The 17,196-nt window shown below is 63.0% G+C and carries 17 protein-coding genes and 1 tRNA gene; 8 read left to right on the top strand and 10 right to left on the bottom strand.

Annotated elements, in window-relative coordinates:
• Positions 1-31: 31 nt before the first annotated feature.
• The gene (locus NKK50_RS22440; RefSeq protein ID WP_023834657.1) at positions 32-1,993 is read left to right on the top strand and encodes an acyltransferase family protein; all 1,962 of its coding nucleotides are present in this window, start codon (positions 32-34) and stop codon (positions 1,991-1,993) included.
• A gap of 47 nt (positions 1,994-2,040) precedes the next feature.
• On the opposite strand, the gene NKK50_RS22435 is transcribed toward NKK50_RS22440, so the two are convergent.
• Positions 2,041-2,116 (bottom strand) — tRNA-Ala (locus NKK50_RS22435).
• 148 nt (positions 2,117-2,264) lie between these two features.
• On the opposite strand from NKK50_RS22435, the gene NKK50_RS22430 reads away from it, so the two are divergent.
• Positions 2,265-2,555, top strand: a complete 291-nt coding sequence (locus NKK50_RS22430; RefSeq protein WP_023668602.1) for a YggT family protein — start codon at positions 2,265-2,267, stop codon at positions 2,553-2,555.
• Between the two features lie 13 nt (positions 2,556-2,568).
• Positions 2,569-2,883: a DUF167 family protein gene (locus NKK50_RS22425; RefSeq protein WP_023668603.1), complete on the top strand. Its 315-nt coding sequence runs from the start codon at positions 2,569-2,571 to the stop codon at positions 2,881-2,883.
• Positions 2,884-2,886: 3 nt separating this feature from the next.
• Here NKK50_RS22425 and NKK50_RS22420 read toward each other — a convergent pair whose 3' ends face one another.
• The 3 genes from NKK50_RS22420 to NKK50_RS22410 are packed head-to-tail and all read right to left on the bottom strand — an operon-like array spanning position 2,887 to position 5,659.
• The gene (locus NKK50_RS22420) at positions 2,887-3,768 is read right to left on the bottom strand and encodes a MurR/RpiR family transcriptional regulator (protein ID WP_023668604.1); all 882 of its coding nucleotides are present in this window, start codon (positions 3,766-3,768) and stop codon (positions 2,887-2,889) included.
• 50 nt (positions 3,769-3,818) lie between these two features.
• A complete protein-coding gene (locus NKK50_RS22415; RefSeq protein ID WP_023753217.1) occupies positions 3,819-4,886 on the bottom strand; it encodes an ABC transporter ATP-binding protein in 1,068 nt (355 codons plus the stop codon).
• A 2-nt stretch (positions 4,887-4,888) separates the two neighbouring features.
• Positions 4,889-5,659 (bottom strand): SDR family oxidoreductase, encoded by a 771-nt coding sequence (locus tag NKK50_RS22410; RefSeq protein ID WP_352543867.1) that lies wholly within the window; start codon positions 5,657-5,659, stop codon positions 4,889-4,891.
• 177 nt (positions 5,660-5,836) lie between these two features.
• Here NKK50_RS22410 and NKK50_RS22405 point away from each other — a divergent pair, with 177 nt between their 5' ends.
• The 4 genes from NKK50_RS22405 (at position 5,837) to NKK50_RS22390 (ending at position 10,732) form a co-directional block, all read left to right on the top strand.
• Positions 5,837-7,069, top strand: coding sequence for an ABC transporter substrate-binding protein (locus tag NKK50_RS22405; RefSeq protein ID WP_023681442.1), 1,233 nt, complete (start codon positions 5,837-5,839; stop codon positions 7,067-7,069).
• Positions 7,070-7,494: 425 nt separating this feature from the next.
• The gene (locus NKK50_RS22400; RefSeq protein WP_023710174.1) at positions 7,495-8,364 is read left to right on the top strand and encodes a carbohydrate ABC transporter permease; all 870 of its coding nucleotides are present in this window, start codon (positions 7,495-7,497) and stop codon (positions 8,362-8,364) included.
• Positions 8,361-9,185: a carbohydrate ABC transporter permease gene (locus NKK50_RS22395; RefSeq protein WP_023668609.1), complete on the top strand. Its 825-nt coding sequence runs from the start codon at positions 8,361-8,363 to the stop codon at positions 9,183-9,185. The genes NKK50_RS22400 and NKK50_RS22395 overlap by 4 nt, the downstream gene beginning before the upstream one ends.
• Before the next feature lie 71 nt (positions 9,186-9,256).
• Positions 9,257-10,732, top strand: coding sequence for a M81 family metallopeptidase (locus tag NKK50_RS22390; RefSeq protein WP_352543866.1), 1,476 nt, complete (start codon positions 9,257-9,259; stop codon positions 10,730-10,732).
• Positions 10,733-10,892: 160 nt separating this feature from the next.
• On the opposite strand, the gene NKK50_RS22385 is transcribed toward NKK50_RS22390, so the two are convergent.
• The 6 genes from NKK50_RS22385 to NKK50_RS22360 form a co-directional block, all read right to left on the bottom strand.
• Positions 10,893-12,947 (bottom strand): M3 family metallopeptidase, encoded by a 2,055-nt coding sequence (locus NKK50_RS22385; protein ID WP_023688838.1) that lies wholly within the window; start codon positions 12,945-12,947, stop codon positions 10,893-10,895.
• An 88-nt stretch (positions 12,948-13,035) separates the two neighbouring features.
• Positions 13,036-13,449: a nuclear transport factor 2 family protein gene (locus NKK50_RS22380; RefSeq protein ID WP_352535947.1), complete on the bottom strand. Its 414-nt coding sequence runs from the start codon at positions 13,447-13,449 to the stop codon at positions 13,036-13,038.
• 67 nt (positions 13,450-13,516) lie between these two features.
• Positions 13,517-14,161, bottom strand: coding sequence for a carbonic anhydrase (locus NKK50_RS22375; protein ID WP_023668613.1), 645 nt, complete (start codon positions 14,159-14,161; stop codon positions 13,517-13,519).
• A gap of 147 nt (positions 14,162-14,308) precedes the next feature.
• The gene (locus NKK50_RS22370) at positions 14,309-15,073 is read right to left on the bottom strand and encodes a DUF429 domain-containing protein (RefSeq protein WP_023693218.1); all 765 of its coding nucleotides are present in this window, start codon (positions 15,071-15,073) and stop codon (positions 14,309-14,311) included.
• On the bottom strand, positions 15,070-15,954 hold the full coding sequence (gene pdxY, locus NKK50_RS22365) for a pyridoxal kinase PdxY (RefSeq protein WP_023688841.1): 885 nt from the start codon (positions 15,952-15,954) through the stop codon (positions 15,070-15,072). The genes NKK50_RS22370 and pdxY overlap by 4 nt, the downstream gene beginning before the upstream one ends.
• Before the next feature lie 133 nt (positions 15,955-16,087).
• Positions 16,088-16,339, bottom strand: coding sequence for a hypothetical protein (locus tag NKK50_RS22360; protein ID WP_023693217.1), 252 nt, complete (start codon positions 16,337-16,339; stop codon positions 16,088-16,090).
• 163 nt (positions 16,340-16,502) lie between these two features.
• On the opposite strand from NKK50_RS22360, the gene NKK50_RS22355 reads away from it, so the two are divergent.
• The gene (locus NKK50_RS22355; RefSeq protein WP_023681434.1) at positions 16,503-17,135 is read left to right on the top strand and encodes a LemA family protein; all 633 of its coding nucleotides are present in this window, start codon (positions 16,503-16,505) and stop codon (positions 17,133-17,135) included.
• Positions 17,136-17,196: the final 61 nt, after the last annotated feature.

Here is a 17,196-nt window from a genome sequence, read left to right as displayed (position 1 = left end):
CCAGGCCGGCTGAGACTGTTGGGGATATCCGGTGACAATCGATCAGAACCGTCGGTTTCGACCCGAAATACAGGGGCTGCGCGGCTTGGCGGTCGCGCTTGTCGTGGTCTATCACATATGGCCGGATGTGCTGCCTGGCGGATATGTCGGCGTCGACGTCTTTTTCGTCATCTCTGGCTATCTGATCACGGGCCTGCTGGCGCAGATGGCGCTGCGCGGCGGCCGGATTTCACTGATCGAATTCTACTCGCGACGGGTGCGACGGTTGTTGCCGGCAGCAACCCTGGTGCTGCTGGTGGCATTGCTGGGCACGCTGCTTTTCATCTCAAAGGCGCGCTGGGAGGAAATAGGCAACCAGATCGTGGCGAGCGCTCTTTATGTCGAGAACTGGCGGCTGGCCTCGATTGCGGTCAGCTATCTCGAGGCCGACACCTTGCCGAGCCCGGTGCAACACTACTGGTCGCTTTCCATCGAAGAGCAGTTCTACATCGCCTGGCCGTTGGTGATGATCGGCGTGATCTGGCTGGCGCGCCGCCGTGACCTTCCGCTGAGGGCCTGCTTGATCGGGGCGTTGTCGCTCATTTTCGCGGCATCACTTGTTGCCTCTGTCGTTTTGACGGCGACGGATCCGGCCCAGGCCTATTTCGTCAGCCATACCCGCCTGTGGGAATTGGCGCTGGGTGGTCTGCTGGTGCTGACCGAACACCAGTTTCGACTGGCGGCACTCACTAGACAGTGGCTGGCGATCGCCGGCATCCTGGGCATCGTTGCGTCCGCCTTGCTGTTTTCCGCTGCAACTCCATTTCCCGGCGTCAGTGCGTTGTTGCCGACCTTGGCCACAGTGCTGGTCATCCTGGCTGGCGAGGTTGAAGTCGGCCGGTTTCGTGGGCTCGATTCGTTGCCACTTCGTTTCATCGGCGATCGCTCCTACTCGGTCTATCTATGGCATTGGCCGCTGATCACCATCTCCCAGGCGCAGGGTCATTCGCTGACCCTTGCCGGCGGTTTCGGCCTGATTGCGGCGACCCTGCTTCTATCGGATCTGTCCTATCGATATGTTGAGCAGCGCTACCGGCAAGCTCGGGGCGGCGCCTGGTGGAAGCCGCTGGGATACGGCACCGCGGCGGTTCTCACATGCGTGGCCGCATCCGGCAGCCTGCTGCTCTTTCTGAAGACCGAACGCATCGACACCGCGCTGATCGGCACGCCTTCCTACCCTGGGCCCGCCGCTCTCGTCTCCGGCGCCGTGGTCCCGGACGGTGTGAACCTTCTGCCGCCGCTGGCCCGGCTGAGGCGGGACGTGCCGGTCGTGTATGCAAGGAAGTGCCACCAGGAGGAAAGCTCGGAGCCCAAACGATGCTCTCTAGGCGATCCCACGGGTGCGAAAACAATGGTTCTGGTGGGAGATTCTCATGCAGCCCAGTGGGTGCCGGCACTGGACAAGATCGCAAAGGACCGCAACTTCAAACTGGTTACCTTTACAAAATCCGCCTGCCCATTCACCCGCGTGGCCATCACGGCGGATGGCAAACCCAACGTCTTATGCGCGCAGTGGCACGAAAAGGTGCTGGCCGAGATCCTAAAGCTGAAACCGGATCTGATCTTCACCAGCCAGTCCAATTACGGAGCGGTTCAGCAAGACGTGATGATCGAGGGGCTGCGAAGTCTCTGGGGCGGGCTGACGGACGCCGGCTCGCAAATCGTTGCCATCCGCAACACGCCCTATATGAAATTCGACCCGGGCGAATGCCTGAGTTCGACCCCAACGAAATGCGTCACCAAACTGAGCGATATTGAGCGGAGCAACGTGTTGGCGTTGGCCGCGGAAGGACAGAAAAATGTGCGCGCCATCGATATGCTCGATGCCATTTGCGGGCCGCAACTATGCCCGGCAGTTGTCGGCAACATCATCGTCTGGCGGGACAGTCATCATCTGACCGCCAGCTACTCGCTTGCCCTGGCGCCCTATCTCGCAGCGAAGGCGGGGCTTTGACGAGACGTCTCGGAACTTAGATGTGTCGACAGGCAGGAAAATTCCGCTGGTGGAGCTGAGGAGGATCGAACTCCTGACCTCGTCATTGCGAACGACGCGCTCTCCCAGCTGAGCTACAGCCCCGTCCAGCGGATGGCGCATTTATCGAAGGCTGCGGTTTCCTGTCAAGGCGGGGTTTTGCCGAAATCCCTTGTGCCCGATGCTTGTAGGCGACCGGCCCTTGCCGGTTTCGCGCTCAATGGCTACATGTCGGCAACAATCGGAGACCGGCATGCTCGCCCTCATTCAAACAATCGTCATGGCGCTGGACCTGTACTGGTGGGTCATCATCGCCTCGGCGATCTTTTCCTGGCTCTATGCGTTCAACGTCGTCAACTCGCGCAATCAGTTCGTCGGCAGCATCGGCAACATGCTCTACCGGCTGACCGAGCCGGCGCTGCGTCCAATCCGTCGGTTCATGCCCGACCTTGGCGGCGTCGACATCTCGCCGATCATCCTGCTTCTGCTCCTGTTCTTCCTCAGGCAGCTCATTCTCACCACGATAGCGCCGCTGGTCCTGTGAACCCGACGATGGCATGAACGCGCCATTCCGCTTGCGCGCCGACGGCATCGACCTGTTTATCCGGCTGACGCCGAAGTCTTCCGTGGACAGGCTCGGAGGCGCCGAAAAATCGGCCGACGGGCGCAGCCATTTGAAGGCGCGCGTGCGCGCCGTGCCGGAGAATGGCGCGGCCAATGCGGCGCTGGAACGGCTGGTGGCCAAGGCGCTGGGCGTTCCGGCATCGGTCGTGTCGGTCATTGCAGGCGGCACGGCGCGGCTGAAGACGGTGCGTGTGGTTGGCGAACCATCGACGCTGGTGAAGAGCATCGAGGCACTGGCCGCCGGATAATCCTCAATCCCCCAGCGGCAACTTTGGATCGTCGACCTTCAGCGTGTTCACGCTCTGCTTGATGCGGCGCAGGTTTTCGAGAACCCTGGGTCCGCGCGTTTCGGCCACGGAGGTGACGATCATGTCGACGATCGACAGCAGCGCATAGCGCGACGAGGTCGGCTTGTAGATGTTGCCGTCTTCCAGCGACTGGAACTGGATAACGGTATCGGCGGCCTTGGCGAGCGCTGATTCCGGCGGGGTTACGGCGATGGTGCTGGCGCCATATTGCTGGGCCACCTGCACGGCGTCGATCACCGAGCGCGCATAGCCGGACACCGAGAACGCGATCAGCGTCGTCTCCGATGTGGCGACCGCGGCATACATGCGCTGCAATTGCCCGTCGATCTGCGCCAGCACCGGCACGCCCAGCCGAAACAGCCGGTTCTGCATCTCGGTCGCCATCATCGAGGAAATGCCGCCGGAGCCGATGCACAGCACATTGCCCGAACTGACGATGCGCGCGGCCACGCCCACCAGCGTCTTCATGTCGAGGTTTTCGCTGGCGCGCTGGATGGCGGCGATTGCCGCTTCGGTGATGGCCGACGCAATGCGCTGCTCGCGCGCGTCGCGGTTCAGCGGTTCGGGCGACAGATACTGGCCGCCAATGGCGATCGCCTGCGCCAGGTAGAATTTGAAATCGCGCAGACCCTCGCAGCCGAGATTGCGGCAGAAACGGGTGACCGTCGGCTCGCTGACGCCGACGCGCGCGGCAATTTCCGAGATTGCCGCCTTGGAGGCGAAGTCGAGATCGGTCAGCACGAGGCCGGCCAGGCGGCGGTCCGATTTGGTGCCGTCCTGCGACATCAGCTGCAGGCGCGTGATGATGTCGGCCGGCGTTTTCATTTCTGGGTTGTCGTCTTCATCGTGGTGTTTTCGTTTTCATGCCGGCGCTCTCATAGCGGCAGGCCTGTCGCCGTGTCGAACAGATGGATGTTTGCAGGCGCGACCGAGACCGGCAGCATCTCACCCGGCTTGACCTGTATCCGATCGCGGAACACGGCGCGCACCGTGTCAGCGCCGATGGCGCCATAGACATGGGTTTCCGAGCCGGTCGGCTCGACGACATCGACCTTGATCGCCATCGCGTCGACAGCCTCGCCGATGACGAAGTGTTCGGGCCGTATGCCGGCCTCGACCGTGCTGCCAGCCGGCACCGTCTTGCTGCCGAGCGCCAGTCGCCCTCCGCCGGCCGATTCGAACCAGCTTTTCTCGGGCGTCGTCTTCAGGGCGCCGGAGACAAAACTCATCGACGGCGAGCCGATGAAGGAGGCGACGAATTTGTTGGCGGGACGGTCGTAGAGTTCCAGCGGTGCGCCGACCTGCTGGATCTTGCCGCGGTCCATCACCACGATGCGGTCGGCCATGGTCATGGCCTCGATCTGGTCGTGGGTGACATAGACGATGGTCGATTTCAGCCGCTGGTGCAGCGCCTTGATCTCGGTGCGCATCTGCACGCGCAGTTGCGCGTCGAGATTGCTGAGCGGCTCGTCGAACAGGAACACCGAGGGTTCGCGCACGATGGCGCGGCCCATTGCGACGCGCTGGCGCTGGCCGCCCGACAGTTCCCGGGGATAGCGGTCGAGATAGGAGAACAGGTTGAGGACGCCGGAGGCCTTTTTCACCTTGGCGTCGATTGCCGTGCGGCTTTCGCCGCGGATCTTTGGGCCAAAGCCGATGTTGTCGGCCGCTTTCAGGTGCGGAAACAGCGCATAGGACTGGAAGACCATCGCGATGTTACGCTGCTGTGGCGGCAAATCGTTGGCGCGCACGCCGCCGATCAAGAGGTCGCCTGCGGTGATCGGCTCCAGCCCGGCCAGCATGCGCAGCAAGGTCGACTTGCCGCAGCCGGAAGGGCCGACCAGCACGACGAACTCGCCGCTCTTGATGTCGAGGCTGATGTTTTCGAGGATCTTGTGGCGTCCGAAGGATTTCGACAGGTCACGGAACTCGACATCGGTCATGGTCAGGCTCCCAATATGTCGTCGATGAAGGGCAGGAAGCCGGCGGTCAGTCCGGCGTCGACCGGCACCACCGCGCCGGTTATCCCCGATGCGCGATCCGAAACAAGGAAGGCCACCGCTTCGGCCACTTCCGTGGCGTCGACGATGCGGCCGAGCGGATAGAGCCGCTTGAGCTTGCCGAGAACATCCGGGTTCTTGGCCAGCCGATGGTCCCATGCGGCGGTGCGGATCGAGCCGGGGCAGACGACATTGGCGCGCAGCCCGTTGCGGCCGAGTTCCACAGCGACCGCTTTGGCATAGGCATTGATGCCGGCCTTGGCCGCGGCATAGGCCGGGTTGCCGAAGTGGGCGATGGCGTTGACGGAAGAGATGAAGACGACGCTGCCCGAACCGCGCGCGGCCATTGCCTTGATCAGCGGATCGGCGAACAGCATCACCCCGGTCAGATTGAGGTCGAGTTCATGCGTGATCTTGTCGGGGGTCAGGGCTGCAAGAGTCTCGGCGCGCGTCCAGCCGGCATTGTTGATCAGGATGTCGGGCACGCCGTCTTTCCCGAGGATCGCCGTGATCGCGGCATCGGTGGAGATCCGGTCGAGAAGGTCGAAGACGTGGCGCGACGCCAGATGCGGACTGCCGAGCTGGTCTTGCGACTGGTCGCAGCCGACGACGCGCGCGCCTCGTTCGGCCAGCAGCGCCACAATAGCCGAGCCGAGCCCGCCGCCGGCGCCGGTCACCAGCACGGTCTTTCCCGCGAATTCGGCCGTTGAAACCACCCTGCGCGCCTCCCTGGGATCTACGATAGTCGGAAACGCTATTTTAAGAAATGTAATTAAGCAACAGGATAATCCGCTTGCACAGCGTGAAATCACGGATAATGTAGGAAAGTCACATTAAGCCTTGGTCGCCTGGAAGCCGCAAGAGCGCAGGCGCAATCAAATGGGAGAGATCGAATGAAGCTTGCAAAATGGACTGTCGGCCTGATGGCCGGAATGAGCCTGCTCGCCCTGGCCGCGCAGGCAGATGCCGGCGAGGTGCGCGTAACCGTCGCCGAATACAGCGCCAAGACCGGCCCGTATTTCGAAGCGGTGAAAAAGGAATTCGAGGCAGCCAACCCGGGTATCACCGTCAAGTTCGAAGTTGTGCCGTGGGACGTGCTGCTGCAGAAGCTGACCACCGACATCACGGCCGGCACCAATGCCGACCTGTCGATCATCGGCACCCGCTGGCTGATCGATTTCGTCCAGCAGGATGTCGCCGAGCCGCTCGACGGCTACATCAAGCCAGACTTCAAGGACCGCTTCATCGACACCTTCCTGTCGCCGTCGATCATGGAGGGCAAGACCTACGGCCTGCCGATCGCGGCCTCGGCGCGCGCCATGTACTACAACAAGGAATTGTTCGAGAAGGCCGGAATCGCCAACCCGCCGGCAACCTGGACCGAGTTGCAGGAGGATGCGCGCAAGATCAAGGCGCTGGGCACCGGCACGTTCGGCTTCGGCCTGCAGGGCAAGGAGATCGAGACCGACGTCTATTACTATTATGCGATGTGGTCGCAAGGCACCGAGATCCTCAACAAGGATGGCACGTCGGGCCTCGGCACGCCGGGCGCGCTCGAAGCCGCCAAGCTCTACAAGTCGATGATCGACGAAGGCCTGACGGAACCCGGCGTCACCTCCAACAACCGCGAGGACGTCCAGAACCTGTTCAAGCAGGGCAAGGTCGGCATGATGATCACCGCGCCCTTCCTGTCCAACCAGATCAAGGACGAGGCGCCGAACCTGAAATACGGCGTGGCCGCTATCCCCGCCGGACCGACCGGCGCGCGCGGCACGTACGGCGTCACCGATTCCATCATCATGTTCAAGAATTCCAAGAACAAGGATGAGGCCTGGAAGCTGCTCGACTTCCTGTTCACCACCGAACAGCGCGCCAAGTTCACGCAAGGGGAAGGCTTCCTGCCGGTGAACAAGGAAGAGGCCAAGATGGACTATTACGTCAACAATGCCGACCTCGCCGCGTTCACAGCACTGCTGCCCGACGCTCGCTTTGCACCGGTCATCCCCGGCTGGGAAGAAGTCGCCCAGATCACCTCGGATGCCATGCAGAAGATCTATCTCGGCGGCGACCCCGAGGCAGGCTTGAAGGAAGCGGCTGCCAAGGCCAACGCCGTGATCAAGAAATAGGGCGTATCTCCCTGCGCCCGGCGCGCCCCAGAGATCGGGGCGCGCCACACTTTCCTCTCCCTCCGGAGGGGGGAGAGGTGGCTCGGCGAAGCCGAGACGGAGTGGGGGAACCACTTGGCAACCGCCGATGGACATAGGAAGGGCAATAGGGGCAAACATCACCTCGCCTTGCGCCCCAAGGGTCGACATCCACTCCGTCGACCCCCCCACCCAAAAGCGTCGCTCGACACCTCTCCCCCCGATCGACGGGGGAGAGGAAGGGCTCCCTTCCGCAACCGTTGCGGAGGATGGGCAGGCAGGTGAGGGGCAGCGCAAACGTCCGCAGGAGATTCAAACCCTGAAGCGCTGCATTAGACCGATATGCGAGATTGATCCGAGCTGGCGCGCCAGCGCCACTTATGTCCAACACGGTACGAATCCGGCCGATGCAAAATCGTTACCTGCCCTATTTATTGACCTTGCCCAGCCTGTTTCTGGCCGCGGTCGTCATCTTCTGGCCGGTCTGGGACCTGATCCAGATATCGACGCATGATGTTAGCCGTTTTGGGCAGCTGCGCGACTTCAACGATTTCGCCAATTATTCCGCCTTCCTCGCCGATCCCGATTTCCTGGCGGCACTCTGGCGCACCGGCCTGTGGACGTTGCTGGTGGTCGGCGGCGCGCTGCTGTTGTCGGTGCCGGTGGCGATGATCCTCAACACCGATTTCTACGGCCGCGGCATTGCCCGCGTCATCATCATGCTGCCCTGGGCGGTGTCGCTGACGATGACGGCGGTGGTCTGGCGCTGGGCGCTCAACGGTGAAAGCGGCATGCTGAACTCGGCGCTGATCGGGCTCGGCCTGATCCATGAGAACATCCAGTGGCTGGCGCGCGCCGAGACGGCATTCCCGATGCAGGTGCTGATCGGCATATTGGTGACGGTACCGTTCACCACGACCATCTTCCTCGGCGGCCTGTCGTCGATCCCCGACGACCTCTACGAGGCGGCGGCCCTGGAGGGGGCGACGCCGCTGCAGCAGTTCCGCGAGATCACCTTTCCGCTGCTGAAGCCGTTCATCAACATCGCCATCGTCCTCAACACCATCTACGTCTTCAATTCCTTCCCGATCATCTGGGTGATGACGCAGGGCGGGCCGGCCAACTCGACCGACATATTGGTCACCCATCTCTACAAGCTGGCCTTTCGCATCGGCAAGCTGGGCGAAGCATCGGCGGTGTCGCTGCTGATGTTCGCCATCCTTTTGATCTTCACCATGATCTATGTGCGGCTTGCCATGCGGGAGCAGCGCACATGACGCCCAAGCTGAAGCGTACGATCATCGCATGGCTGCTGCTTTCGCCGCTGCTCGTGGTGACCATCTTCCCCTTCGCGGTAATGTTTTTGACCGCGGTCAAACCGCGGCAGGAGGTGCTGTCGCCGACCTGGTGGCCAAGCGAATTCCACTGGTCGAATTTTGCCGACATGTGGGTGGCGACCGGCTTTGGCCAGGCGCTGGCCAATTCGCTCTATGTCTCTGTTATCGCCACCGTCGGCGCCATCCTGATCTCGGTGCCGGCCGCCTATGCCATGTCGCGGTTTCGCTTTGCCGGCTATGGCGCCTTCCGCCAGTTCCTGCTGATCTCGCAGATGATCTCGCCGATCGTGCTGGTGCTCGGCCTGTTCCGGCTGATGGCGGCCTGGGGTCTGATCGAATCCACGACCGCGCTCGGCGTCATCTACATGGCTTTCAACGTCGCCTTCACCGTGTGGATGCTGCAAAGCTATTTCGACACCATCCCGCGCGATCTCGAGGAAGCAGCGTGGATGGAAGGCGCCGGCCGATGGCTGACCTTGCGAAAAGTGTTTCTGCCGCTTTGCCTGCCGGCAATAGCGGTGACCGCCATCTTCACCTTCATCAACGCATGGAATGAGTTCGTCGTCGCGCTCACAATGCTGCGCAGCCAGGAAAGTTACACGCTGCCGATCCAGGTGTTCTCGCTGGTCGCCGGCCGCTACACGATCGAATGGCACCATGTAATGGCGGCGACGCTGCTGGCGACGCTGCCGGTGGCAATCCTGTTCATCTGGCTGCAGCGCTATCTCGTCCGCGGGCTGGCGCTCGGGGCCGTAAAATAGCAATTCCAGGAAAAGTGTGGAGCGGTTTTCCGTCCGGAATTGCGAAAAACAAATAGCCGTACGGAGTTTTCATGCGCATCTTCACCGCCTCGCTGGCGACCGAAACCAACACCTTCTCGCCGGTGCCGACCGACCGGGCGTCGTTCGAGATGGCGTTCTATGCCGGGCCGGGCAAGCATCCTGATACACCGACCTTGTGCTCCTCGCCGATGGTCGCGCTGCGCCGGCGTGCGGCTGCCGAAGGGCTGACCGTCATCGAAGGCACCGCCACCTGGGCGGAGCCGGGCGGGCTGGTGCAGCGGCAGACCTATGAGGCGTTGCGTGACGAGATTCTCGGCCAGTTGAAGGCAGCCTTGCCGGTCGACGCCGTCATCCTCGGCCTGCACGGCGCCATGGTGGCGCAAGGCTATGACGATTGCGAAGGCGATCTGCTGGAACGGGTTCGCGCAATCGTCGGGCCCGACGTGGTGATCGCGGTCGAGCTCGACCCGCACAGTCATCTGACCCCAAAGCGCGTCGCGGCATGCAATGTCATGGCCTATTTCCTCGAATTCCCGCACACCGACTTCTATGAGCGCGGCGAACATGTCGTCGAGCTTGGATTGGCGGCGGCGCGCGACGAGATCAGGCCGGTGATCTCGACCTTCGACTGCCGCATGATCCAGGTGCTGCCGACCAGCCGCGAGCCGATGCGCTCCTTCGTCGACCGCATCAAGGCGCTGCACGGCAAGGACGGCGTGCTGTCGGTCTCGGTCATCCATGGCTTCATGGCGGCGGACGTGCCCGAAATGGGCACGCGCATCCTGGTCGTCACTGACAATGACAAGGCCAAGGGCGATGCGCTGGCGGAGAGGCTAGGGCACGAGCTTTACGCCATCCGTGAAAGGACGGCGATGACGATGCTGAACACCCAGGACGGCATCGCGCGGGCACTGGCCGTGCGCAAGGAAAATCCCGGCAAGCCGGTTGTGATTGCCGACATCTGGGACAATCCCGGCGGTGGCGTCGCCGGCGACGGTACCGTTGTGCTGCGCGCAATGTTGGAACAGGGCGTTGACAATTTTGGCGTGGCGACGATCTGGGACCCGATCGCTGTCACCTTCTGCCAGGCGGCAGGCGAAGGCGCCGTCATCGACCTGCGCTTCGGCGGCAAGGCCGGGCCGCTGGCCGGCGAACCGATCGATGCGCGCGTCAAGGTGTTGAAAGCCGTCCCCGAGGGCTGGCAGAGCTTCGGGCCGAGCCGGGTGACGCTCGGACCGACGGCGCTGGTGCGGCTCGAAGGCACCGAAATCGACATCATCCTCAACACCAACCGCACGCAGACCTTCGAGCCGGATGTCTTCTCCAACATCGGTGTCGATCCGTTGTCGAAGGACATATTGCTGATCAAGTCGACCAACCATTTCTACGCCGGCTTTGAACCGATCGCGGCGGAGATCATCTATGTCTCGGCGCCGAGCTCGTATCCGAGCAATCCGGCGGTGACGGATTACAGGAAGCTGACGCGGCCGGTGTGGCCACGGGTGGCGGATCCTTGGCGCTGGTGATCTCCCCACTTGAGGGGGAGATGTCGCCAAAGGCGACAGAGGGGGTCCTCGCGCGTGAAGCGCCGACCTTCATCTGCCGCAGGAGGTCGAGCCCAGTCGGACCGACCCCCTCTGGCCGCTTTGCGGCCATCTCCCCCTCGAGGGGGGAGATAAGCTGGCGCTATAGCAATCCCCGCTTCACCATCATCGCTTCCGGCGAAGGCATCTTGCCGCGGAACGCCGTGTACAGCTCCTCCGGATCCTTCGACCCGCCGGCGGCATAGATATTCTTCCGCAGCCGTTCCGCCAGCGCCGGGTTGAAGGGATCGCCAGTCTCCTCGAAGGCGGCGAAGGCGTCGGCGTCGAGCACTTCCGACCACATGTAGGAATAGTAGCCGGCTGAATAACCGTCGCCGGAGAAGATATGGCCGAAATGCGGGGTGCGATGACGCATGGCGATGGTGTCGGGCATATCAAGCTTTTCCAGCGTTTCGGCTTCGAAACGCAGCGGTTCCGCCGGCGCATCCGGCCGCGCGTGATACGCCATGTCGATCAGCGCCGACGCTGTGAACTCGACCGTGGCGAAACCGGCGCCGAACGTGCGGGCGGCCAGCATCTTGTCGAGCAGCGACTTCGGCATCGGCTTGCCGGTCTTAACATGCAGCGCATGCTTTTCCAGCACTGCGGGCACCGTCAGCCAGTGCTCGTAGAGCTGCGAAGGCAGTTCGACGAAATCGCGGGAAACCGAGGTGCCCGCCACCGACGGCCAGGTGACGTCGGTCAGCATGCCGTGCAAAGCATGGCCGAACTCGTGGAACAGGGTCTTGGCCTCATCGACCGACAACAGCGCTGCTTCCCCGGCCGGCGGCTTGGCGAAGTTCATGATATTGTAGATCACCGGCTTGGAGCCATCGCCAAGCTTGTAGCCCGACTTCAGCGCGCTCATCCACGCGCCGGAGCGCTTCGAGGACCGGGCGAAATAGTCGGCGAGGAACAGGCCGCGCTCGCTGCCATCGGCGTTCTTCACCACGAAGACGCGCGCGTCGGGATGCCAGGCGGCGATGCCCTTCTTCTCCTCGAAAGTGATGCCGAACAGTTTTGTGGCGACGTCGAAGCAGGCGTCGATGATGCGGTCGAGTTGCAGATAGGGTTTCAGTTCCGCCTCGTCGAAGGCGAATTTTTCGGCGCGCAATTTCTCCTGGTAGAAGCGCCAGTCCCAGGCGGCGAATTTTTCGTTGCTGCCTGCCTTGGTCGCCAGCCGCTCCAGCTCCTTCTGGTCGGCGGCGGCCTTCTCCAGCGCTTTCTCCCAGACCGGGTCGAGGAGGTCGTGCACCGCCTTCGGCGTCTTGGCCATGGTGTCGTCGAGTTTCAGCGCGGCGAACGAGGCATAGCCTAGCAGCCTGGCCTTTTCGGCGCGCAGTTTCAGCATGTCGCGCACCACTGCGGTGTTGTCGCTGGCGCCGCCATTCTGGCCGCGCATGGTGAAAGCGCGGAAGGCGCTCTCGCGCAGGTCGCGGCGTTCGGAGAAGGTCGTGAACGGCTCATAGATAGAGCGCGACAAGGTGACTGCGTAGCGGCCTTTCTGGCCGCGCGTCTCGGCGGCTTCGGCCATCGAACTCTTCACGAAGTCCGGCAGGCCCGCAAGATCAGCCTCGTCGAGGAAAAGCGCCCAGTCGCGCTCGTCGGCCAGCACGTTCTGGCCGAAGGTCGTGCCGAGCGAGGACAGCTCCTCGCTGATGTTGGCCAGCCGCTTCTTGCCGTCGGCGTCGAGTTTTGCGCCCGATCGCACAAAGCCTTTCCAGGTCTTCTCCAGCACCCGCAGCGTCTCGGCGTCGAGTTTGAGCGTCTCACGGCGCTGGTAGAGATCGTCGACGCGGGCAAACAATTTCTCGTTCATCGAGATCGCCGAGAAATGCCTCGACATTTTTGGCGAGATATCGCGCTCCAGCGCCTGGATCGCATCGTTGGTGTGGGCGCCGGCCCGGCACCAGAAGATCGACGAGACATGGTCGAGCGGCTCACCGGCGAGCTCGAGGGCTGCCAGCGTATTCTCGATGGTCGGCGCATCCTTGTTGCCGGCGATCGCATCGATTTCGGCCTCATGTGCCTTCAGCGCCGCGTCGAACACCGAGGAGAAATCGTCGTCGCCGATGCTGGCAAAATCCGGCAGGCCGAGCGGCCCTTGCCATTTGGTCAGCGGATGGGCGGCGAGATCGACGGTTTTCGTGGACGGCATGGGGGATCTTTCGATGATTGGCGGAGCTTGCTGACCGATGTAGGGCGATGACTGGCGCGGCGCAACAGCGCGGCCGTTCAAGCCCGCGTCAGAAGCCGCCGCAATTTTCCGCGATCGCCGCTTGCGAACTGGCGGTGATGCGGTTGCCGGTGACGGCGAACGTCTCCTGCATCAGCATGTCATTGTTGGGGAAATCATAGCAGGCGATGACAGTTGTGACGCCGGCCTCGCTCTTTTCGACGCGATGCCGGATTGCGGCGCCGGCGACCGCGCCCTTCCATTCGTCGATCGACGCGATGAACTCCTGCTTCGACTGTACGACGCCGAGATCGTCGAGCTTGATGCGGACATCGTCGGCGAGCAGGTCCGACAATTCGGTGCGATCGGCGACCAGCAGCGCCGAATACCAGCGGTCGATAATGGCGCCGTCATCGGAGCGGGCAGGGACGAGCGAAATCAGCAGCGCCGCTACGGCGAAAGCGATCGCAGGCCAAACCCGCATTCTTGCCTCCTCTTATTTGACCATGCCCTTATCCGAAAACCGGTTCCCACTTTTCGGGATCATGGGTCTACGTCAAATCCGGCCGCTCGAAGTCGCCGGTGTCCTTGTTCATCACCCAGAGCTCGCCGGTCGAGATGTCGAACCAGGCGCCATGCAGCGACAGCCGCCCCTTGCCTTCGAGGATGGAGACGCAAGGGAAGGTCCTGAGATTGGCGATCGAATAGCGGATGGAAATCCGCTCCAGCGCCGTCTGCCGTTCGGTTGTCGTCATGAACGTGCTGGACGAAACGGTTTCGGCCGCCGGCGCGATCAGGCTCATCCATTTGCCGATGAAGTCGCCGGGCGACAGCGGCGCCGAATTGGTGTCGAGCGCGGCGCGGATGCCGCCGCAGCGGCCATGGCCCATCACCACGATGTTTTTCACCTTCAGGCTCTGCACGGCGAATTCGAGCGCGGCCGAGGTCGAGTGGAACTCGCCGTCCGGCGCATAGGGCGGCACCAGATTGCCGACATTGCGCAGGACGAACAGTTCGCCCGGACCGGCGTCGAAGATCGCCTCGGGGGCAGAGCGGGAATCGCAGCAGGCAACGATCATGGTTTCGGGCGCCTGCCCCTCGCGGGCAAGCTCGCGATAGCGTCCGCTCTCGGTGAGATAGCGGCCATTCATGAAGTTGCGGTAGCCGGTCCAAAGATGTTCGGGGAGATGGGGCATGGGCTAGGGATGAAGCCTTTCGGGGTTAGCGACGGCAGCTCATTTCAAGTTAGAAAGGCTCTAACGGCAAATGCCCGTCGCGGGCAATGCCGAATTGCGGATGGCTTCGTCGCAAATCGCCATGCCGCACGCATGGCGCCGCTTGCCTCACGCCCAGATCGCCAGGGGAATGCCGAAACGGTCGGCAAGCGGCGGGTCGGGAAACGGCGTTGCCTCCCCGCCGGCAATGCGTCCGGCAATCAGCATCATCGCTGCGGCGTCGAGGAAATCGTCGGCGGCAGCACCGCGTTGCGGCGGCTGGTCAAGGAAAGCTCTGGTATAGCCGTGCCGGCAGAGCAGTGCCTTGCGTTCTTCCATCCCGGCCGGATTGACGGCGCCCTTGATCTTCTTCGGCAGTGTCATCGGTTTTTCGCCGTTCAGCCGGCAGAAGGCCACTTCGGGATGCGATTCGAAGACGCGGCGGCGCAGTTGCGGACGTGCGATCAGCAGCGCGTCGATCTCGCGTATCTTGGCAAAGATGCCGAAGGCCTGGATCGAGACGCCGCGTGGCGGATCGGAGGTCGCCTTGGCCACCTCGCTGGCGCGCCGATGTGCCTCATACCAGGCCTCGACCGTGGTGAAGCCGCTGGTGTCGGCGTAGAGGGCCGGGCGGGACGGGATAGAGAAGACGCTGGATTGCCGTGCTCCGAGCATTGGCCGTACCAAGGTCTCCGGCCCGCGCCCGCCTCTTTTCGAGACGTCCGGCAGGCCGATCGGCATGTCGACGACCACTGTCGCATCGGCGGGCAAGGCGTCGAGCAGGGTCGCAAAGCTGGGAAAGACGCGGACTGACGGCGCGGCATCCAGATCGCGGCGGACGGCGATCCAGCCGGCCTTGCAGCCGTCGACGCCGACGACCACGGTCGAGGTCACGCCCGGCGGTCCCGCCCCGGATGCGTGAGGTGGCGCAGTTGCACCATCGCCATCGGATGCGACAGGCTCTGGGCATCGGTTTCAAGCTGCAACTCGTCGCCGCCACGCTTGGCGGTTCGCGCCAGGATTTCGTAGACGGCGGCGGTGGTCGATTGCAGCGCCTTGATCGGCGGCTGCCCCGACAGGATGCGGGCGAGGTAGACGGCCGCAGTCAGGTCACCGAGGCCATTCGGCGGCTTGTCGATGAGGCGGTGTTCGGCCAGCAGCGCCTGGGTGCCGTCAAGCAGCAGATTGCCGGTGCCGCCGGTCATCATCGACTGTGCCGACGTCACCAGCATTGTTGACGGTCCGGCATGGAGGGCGGCCGAGATCACCGATTTCAGATCGGGCAAAGGCGCGCCGGCCATCCACTCCAGCTCATAGCGGTTGGGGGTGGCGATGTCGGCGATCGGCATCAGCCGGTCGCGCATCGCGGCGGCCGTCGGCTCGGGCACATAGAGCCCGCCGGAATCGCCCATCACCGGATCGCATATATAAATCGCGTCCGGCGTCTTGGCCTTGACCGCCGCAACCAGCGAGGCGACGGCCTCGGCCTGGCCGGCCTCGCCAAGATAGCCCGACAGCACCGCGCCGACCTCACCCAGCCAGGGCGCGCGCTCGAGATCGGCCATCAGCGCCTTGAACTGGTCGAGCGGCGGCACGATGCGCGTGGCGCGGCCATGGCCCGGATGCCAGGGCAAGATGACCGTCGGTACCGCCCACACGGGAAAGCCCAGCGTCTCCAGCGCAAACACGGCGGCGCGGTTGCCGACCGAGCCGCGGGCGACATGGCTGGAAATGACGATGACCGCGCGCGGCGCGTCGGCTTTTTCGCGGTTCATGGAAAATCCTAGATACGGATAATTTTTCGTTGAATCGTCATCCTGATCTATCTCTTTGGTTGGAGGATGATCTCCGGACAAAACGGTTCCCGTTTGTCCGAGAAAACCGGTTCCCACTTTTCAGGATCATGCTCTAGCTGCCCCGGGAGACGTAGTACACGAGCCAGATCAAAAGGCCGAGGGCGACGATGAGCCCAAGTGCGCGACCGATGCGGGTGCCCCAGACCTCGATCGGATCGGATCGGTCGGCCTCCGCTGCGGTAACATGATCGCGCGCGCCTTTCGCTGCCCGTGACACCAGCGATGCGCCGCCAAGGCCGCCCTCGTTCGCCACGCGCTCGATAATGCGGCGCGATTCGCTGTCATCGTCGTGGCGTTCCGCCATGATCCTGTCCTGTTTGCCGGCAACCATACCGTGTTCGCGCGATCAATCACAGGGCCTCGCCGGCGCATGAATGCGCGCCAGGAATGCGCGCCAGCGGCAGACATTTTCTTGAGCGCGGATTGTGCTAATGCTTCGCATGCAACTTCTGTCGAGGGACCTCACCATGTTTGCCCAGCGCCTTGCCTTCCCTTTCCGCAGTCTGCCGGCCGTGCTGATGATGGCCGTCGTGCTGCCTCTGCTCGCCGGCTGCGGCTTCAACACCATCCCGACGGCGGAGGAAAACGCCAAGGCGGCATGGAGCGAGGTGCTGAACCAGTATCAGCGTCGGTCCGACCTCATTCCCAATTTGGTCGAGACGGTGAAGGGCTATGCCTCGCATGAAAAGGACACGCTCGATGCGGTGGTCGAAGCGCGCGCCAAGGCGACGCAGATCACGGTGACGCCGGAAACGCTGAAGGACCCCGAAGCGCTCAAGAAGTTCCAGGATGCGCAATCAGGGCTGACCAGCGCGCTGTCGCGGCTGATCGCGGTGTCGGAGGCCTATCCCGACCTCAAGGCCAACCAGAATTTCCTGGCGCTGCAGGCGCAACTCGAAGGCACCGAGAACCGTATCGCCGTGGCGCGGCGCGACTACATCCTGGCGGTCAAGGATTACAATCTGACGCTGAGGACCTTTCCGTCGGTGCTATGGGCAACCTTCTGGTTCCGCAGCAACGAGCCCTTCGCCAACTTCACCGTCGAAGAAGACAAGATGCAGCCGCCGAAGGTCGATTTCGGCACGAAGCAGGGCGGGTGATGACGTCTGGGTGAGCTTGGCCTTTGCCAGCCTTGCGTTCCTTCACACCCCCCTCTGTCCT

The organism is Mesorhizobium sp. M0001, from assembly GCF_040324255.1.
Lineage (GTDB): Bacteria > Pseudomonadota > Alphaproteobacteria > Rhizobiales > Rhizobiaceae > Mesorhizobium.
This window is presented reverse-complemented; position numbering and strand designations above follow the sequence as displayed.

What these genes read in the sequence shown, in the direction of transcription:
- NKK50_RS22420 (WP_023668604.1), bottom strand. Translation starts at nt 3,768, where the DNA reads ATGAAAACGCCGGCCGACATCATCACGCGCCTGCAGCTGATGTCGCAG.
- NKK50_RS22430 (WP_023668602.1), top strand. Translation starts at nt 2,265, where the DNA reads ATGCTCGCCCTCATTCAAACAATCGTCATGGCGCTGGACCTGTACTGG.
- NKK50_RS22425 (WP_023668603.1), top strand. Translation starts at nt 2,569, where the DNA reads ATGAACGCGCCATTCCGCTTGCGCGCCGACGGCATCGACCTGTTTATC.
- NKK50_RS22380 (WP_352535947.1), bottom strand. Translation starts at nt 13,449, where the DNA reads ATGCGGGTTTGGCCTGCGATCGCTTTCGCCGTAGCGGCGCTGCTGATT.
- NKK50_RS22360 (WP_023693217.1), bottom strand. Translation starts at nt 16,339, where the DNA reads ATGGCGGAACGCCACGACGATGACAGCGAATCGCGCCGCATTATCGAG.
- NKK50_RS22405 (WP_023681442.1), top strand. Translation starts at nt 5,837, where the DNA reads ATGAAGCTTGCAAAATGGACTGTCGGCCTGATGGCCGGAATGAGCCTG.
- NKK50_RS22390 (WP_352543866.1), top strand. Translation starts at nt 9,257, where the DNA reads ATGCGCATCTTCACCGCCTCGCTGGCGACCGAAACCAACACCTTCTCG.
- NKK50_RS22375 (WP_023668613.1), bottom strand. Translation starts at nt 14,161, where the DNA reads ATGCCCCATCTCCCCGAACATCTTTGGACCGGCTACCGCAACTTCATG.
- pdxY (WP_023688841.1), bottom strand. Translation starts at nt 15,954, where the DNA reads ATGAACCGCGAAAAAGCCGACGCGCCGCGCGCGGTCATCGTCATTTCC.
- NKK50_RS22400 (WP_023710174.1), top strand. Translation starts at nt 7,495, where the DNA reads ATGCAAAATCGTTACCTGCCCTATTTATTGACCTTGCCCAGCCTGTTT.
- NKK50_RS22385 (WP_023688838.1), bottom strand. Translation starts at nt 12,947, where the DNA reads ATGCCGTCCACGAAAACCGTCGATCTCGCCGCCCATCCGCTGACCAAA.
- NKK50_RS22415 (WP_023753217.1), bottom strand. Translation starts at nt 4,886, where the DNA reads ATGACCGATGTCGAGTTCCGTGACCTGTCGAAATCCTTCGGACGCCAC.
- NKK50_RS22395 (WP_023668609.1), top strand. Translation starts at nt 8,361, where the DNA reads ATGACGCCCAAGCTGAAGCGTACGATCATCGCATGGCTGCTGCTTTCG.
- NKK50_RS22355 (WP_023681434.1), top strand. Translation starts at nt 16,503, where the DNA reads ATGTTTGCCCAGCGCCTTGCCTTCCCTTTCCGCAGTCTGCCGGCCGTG.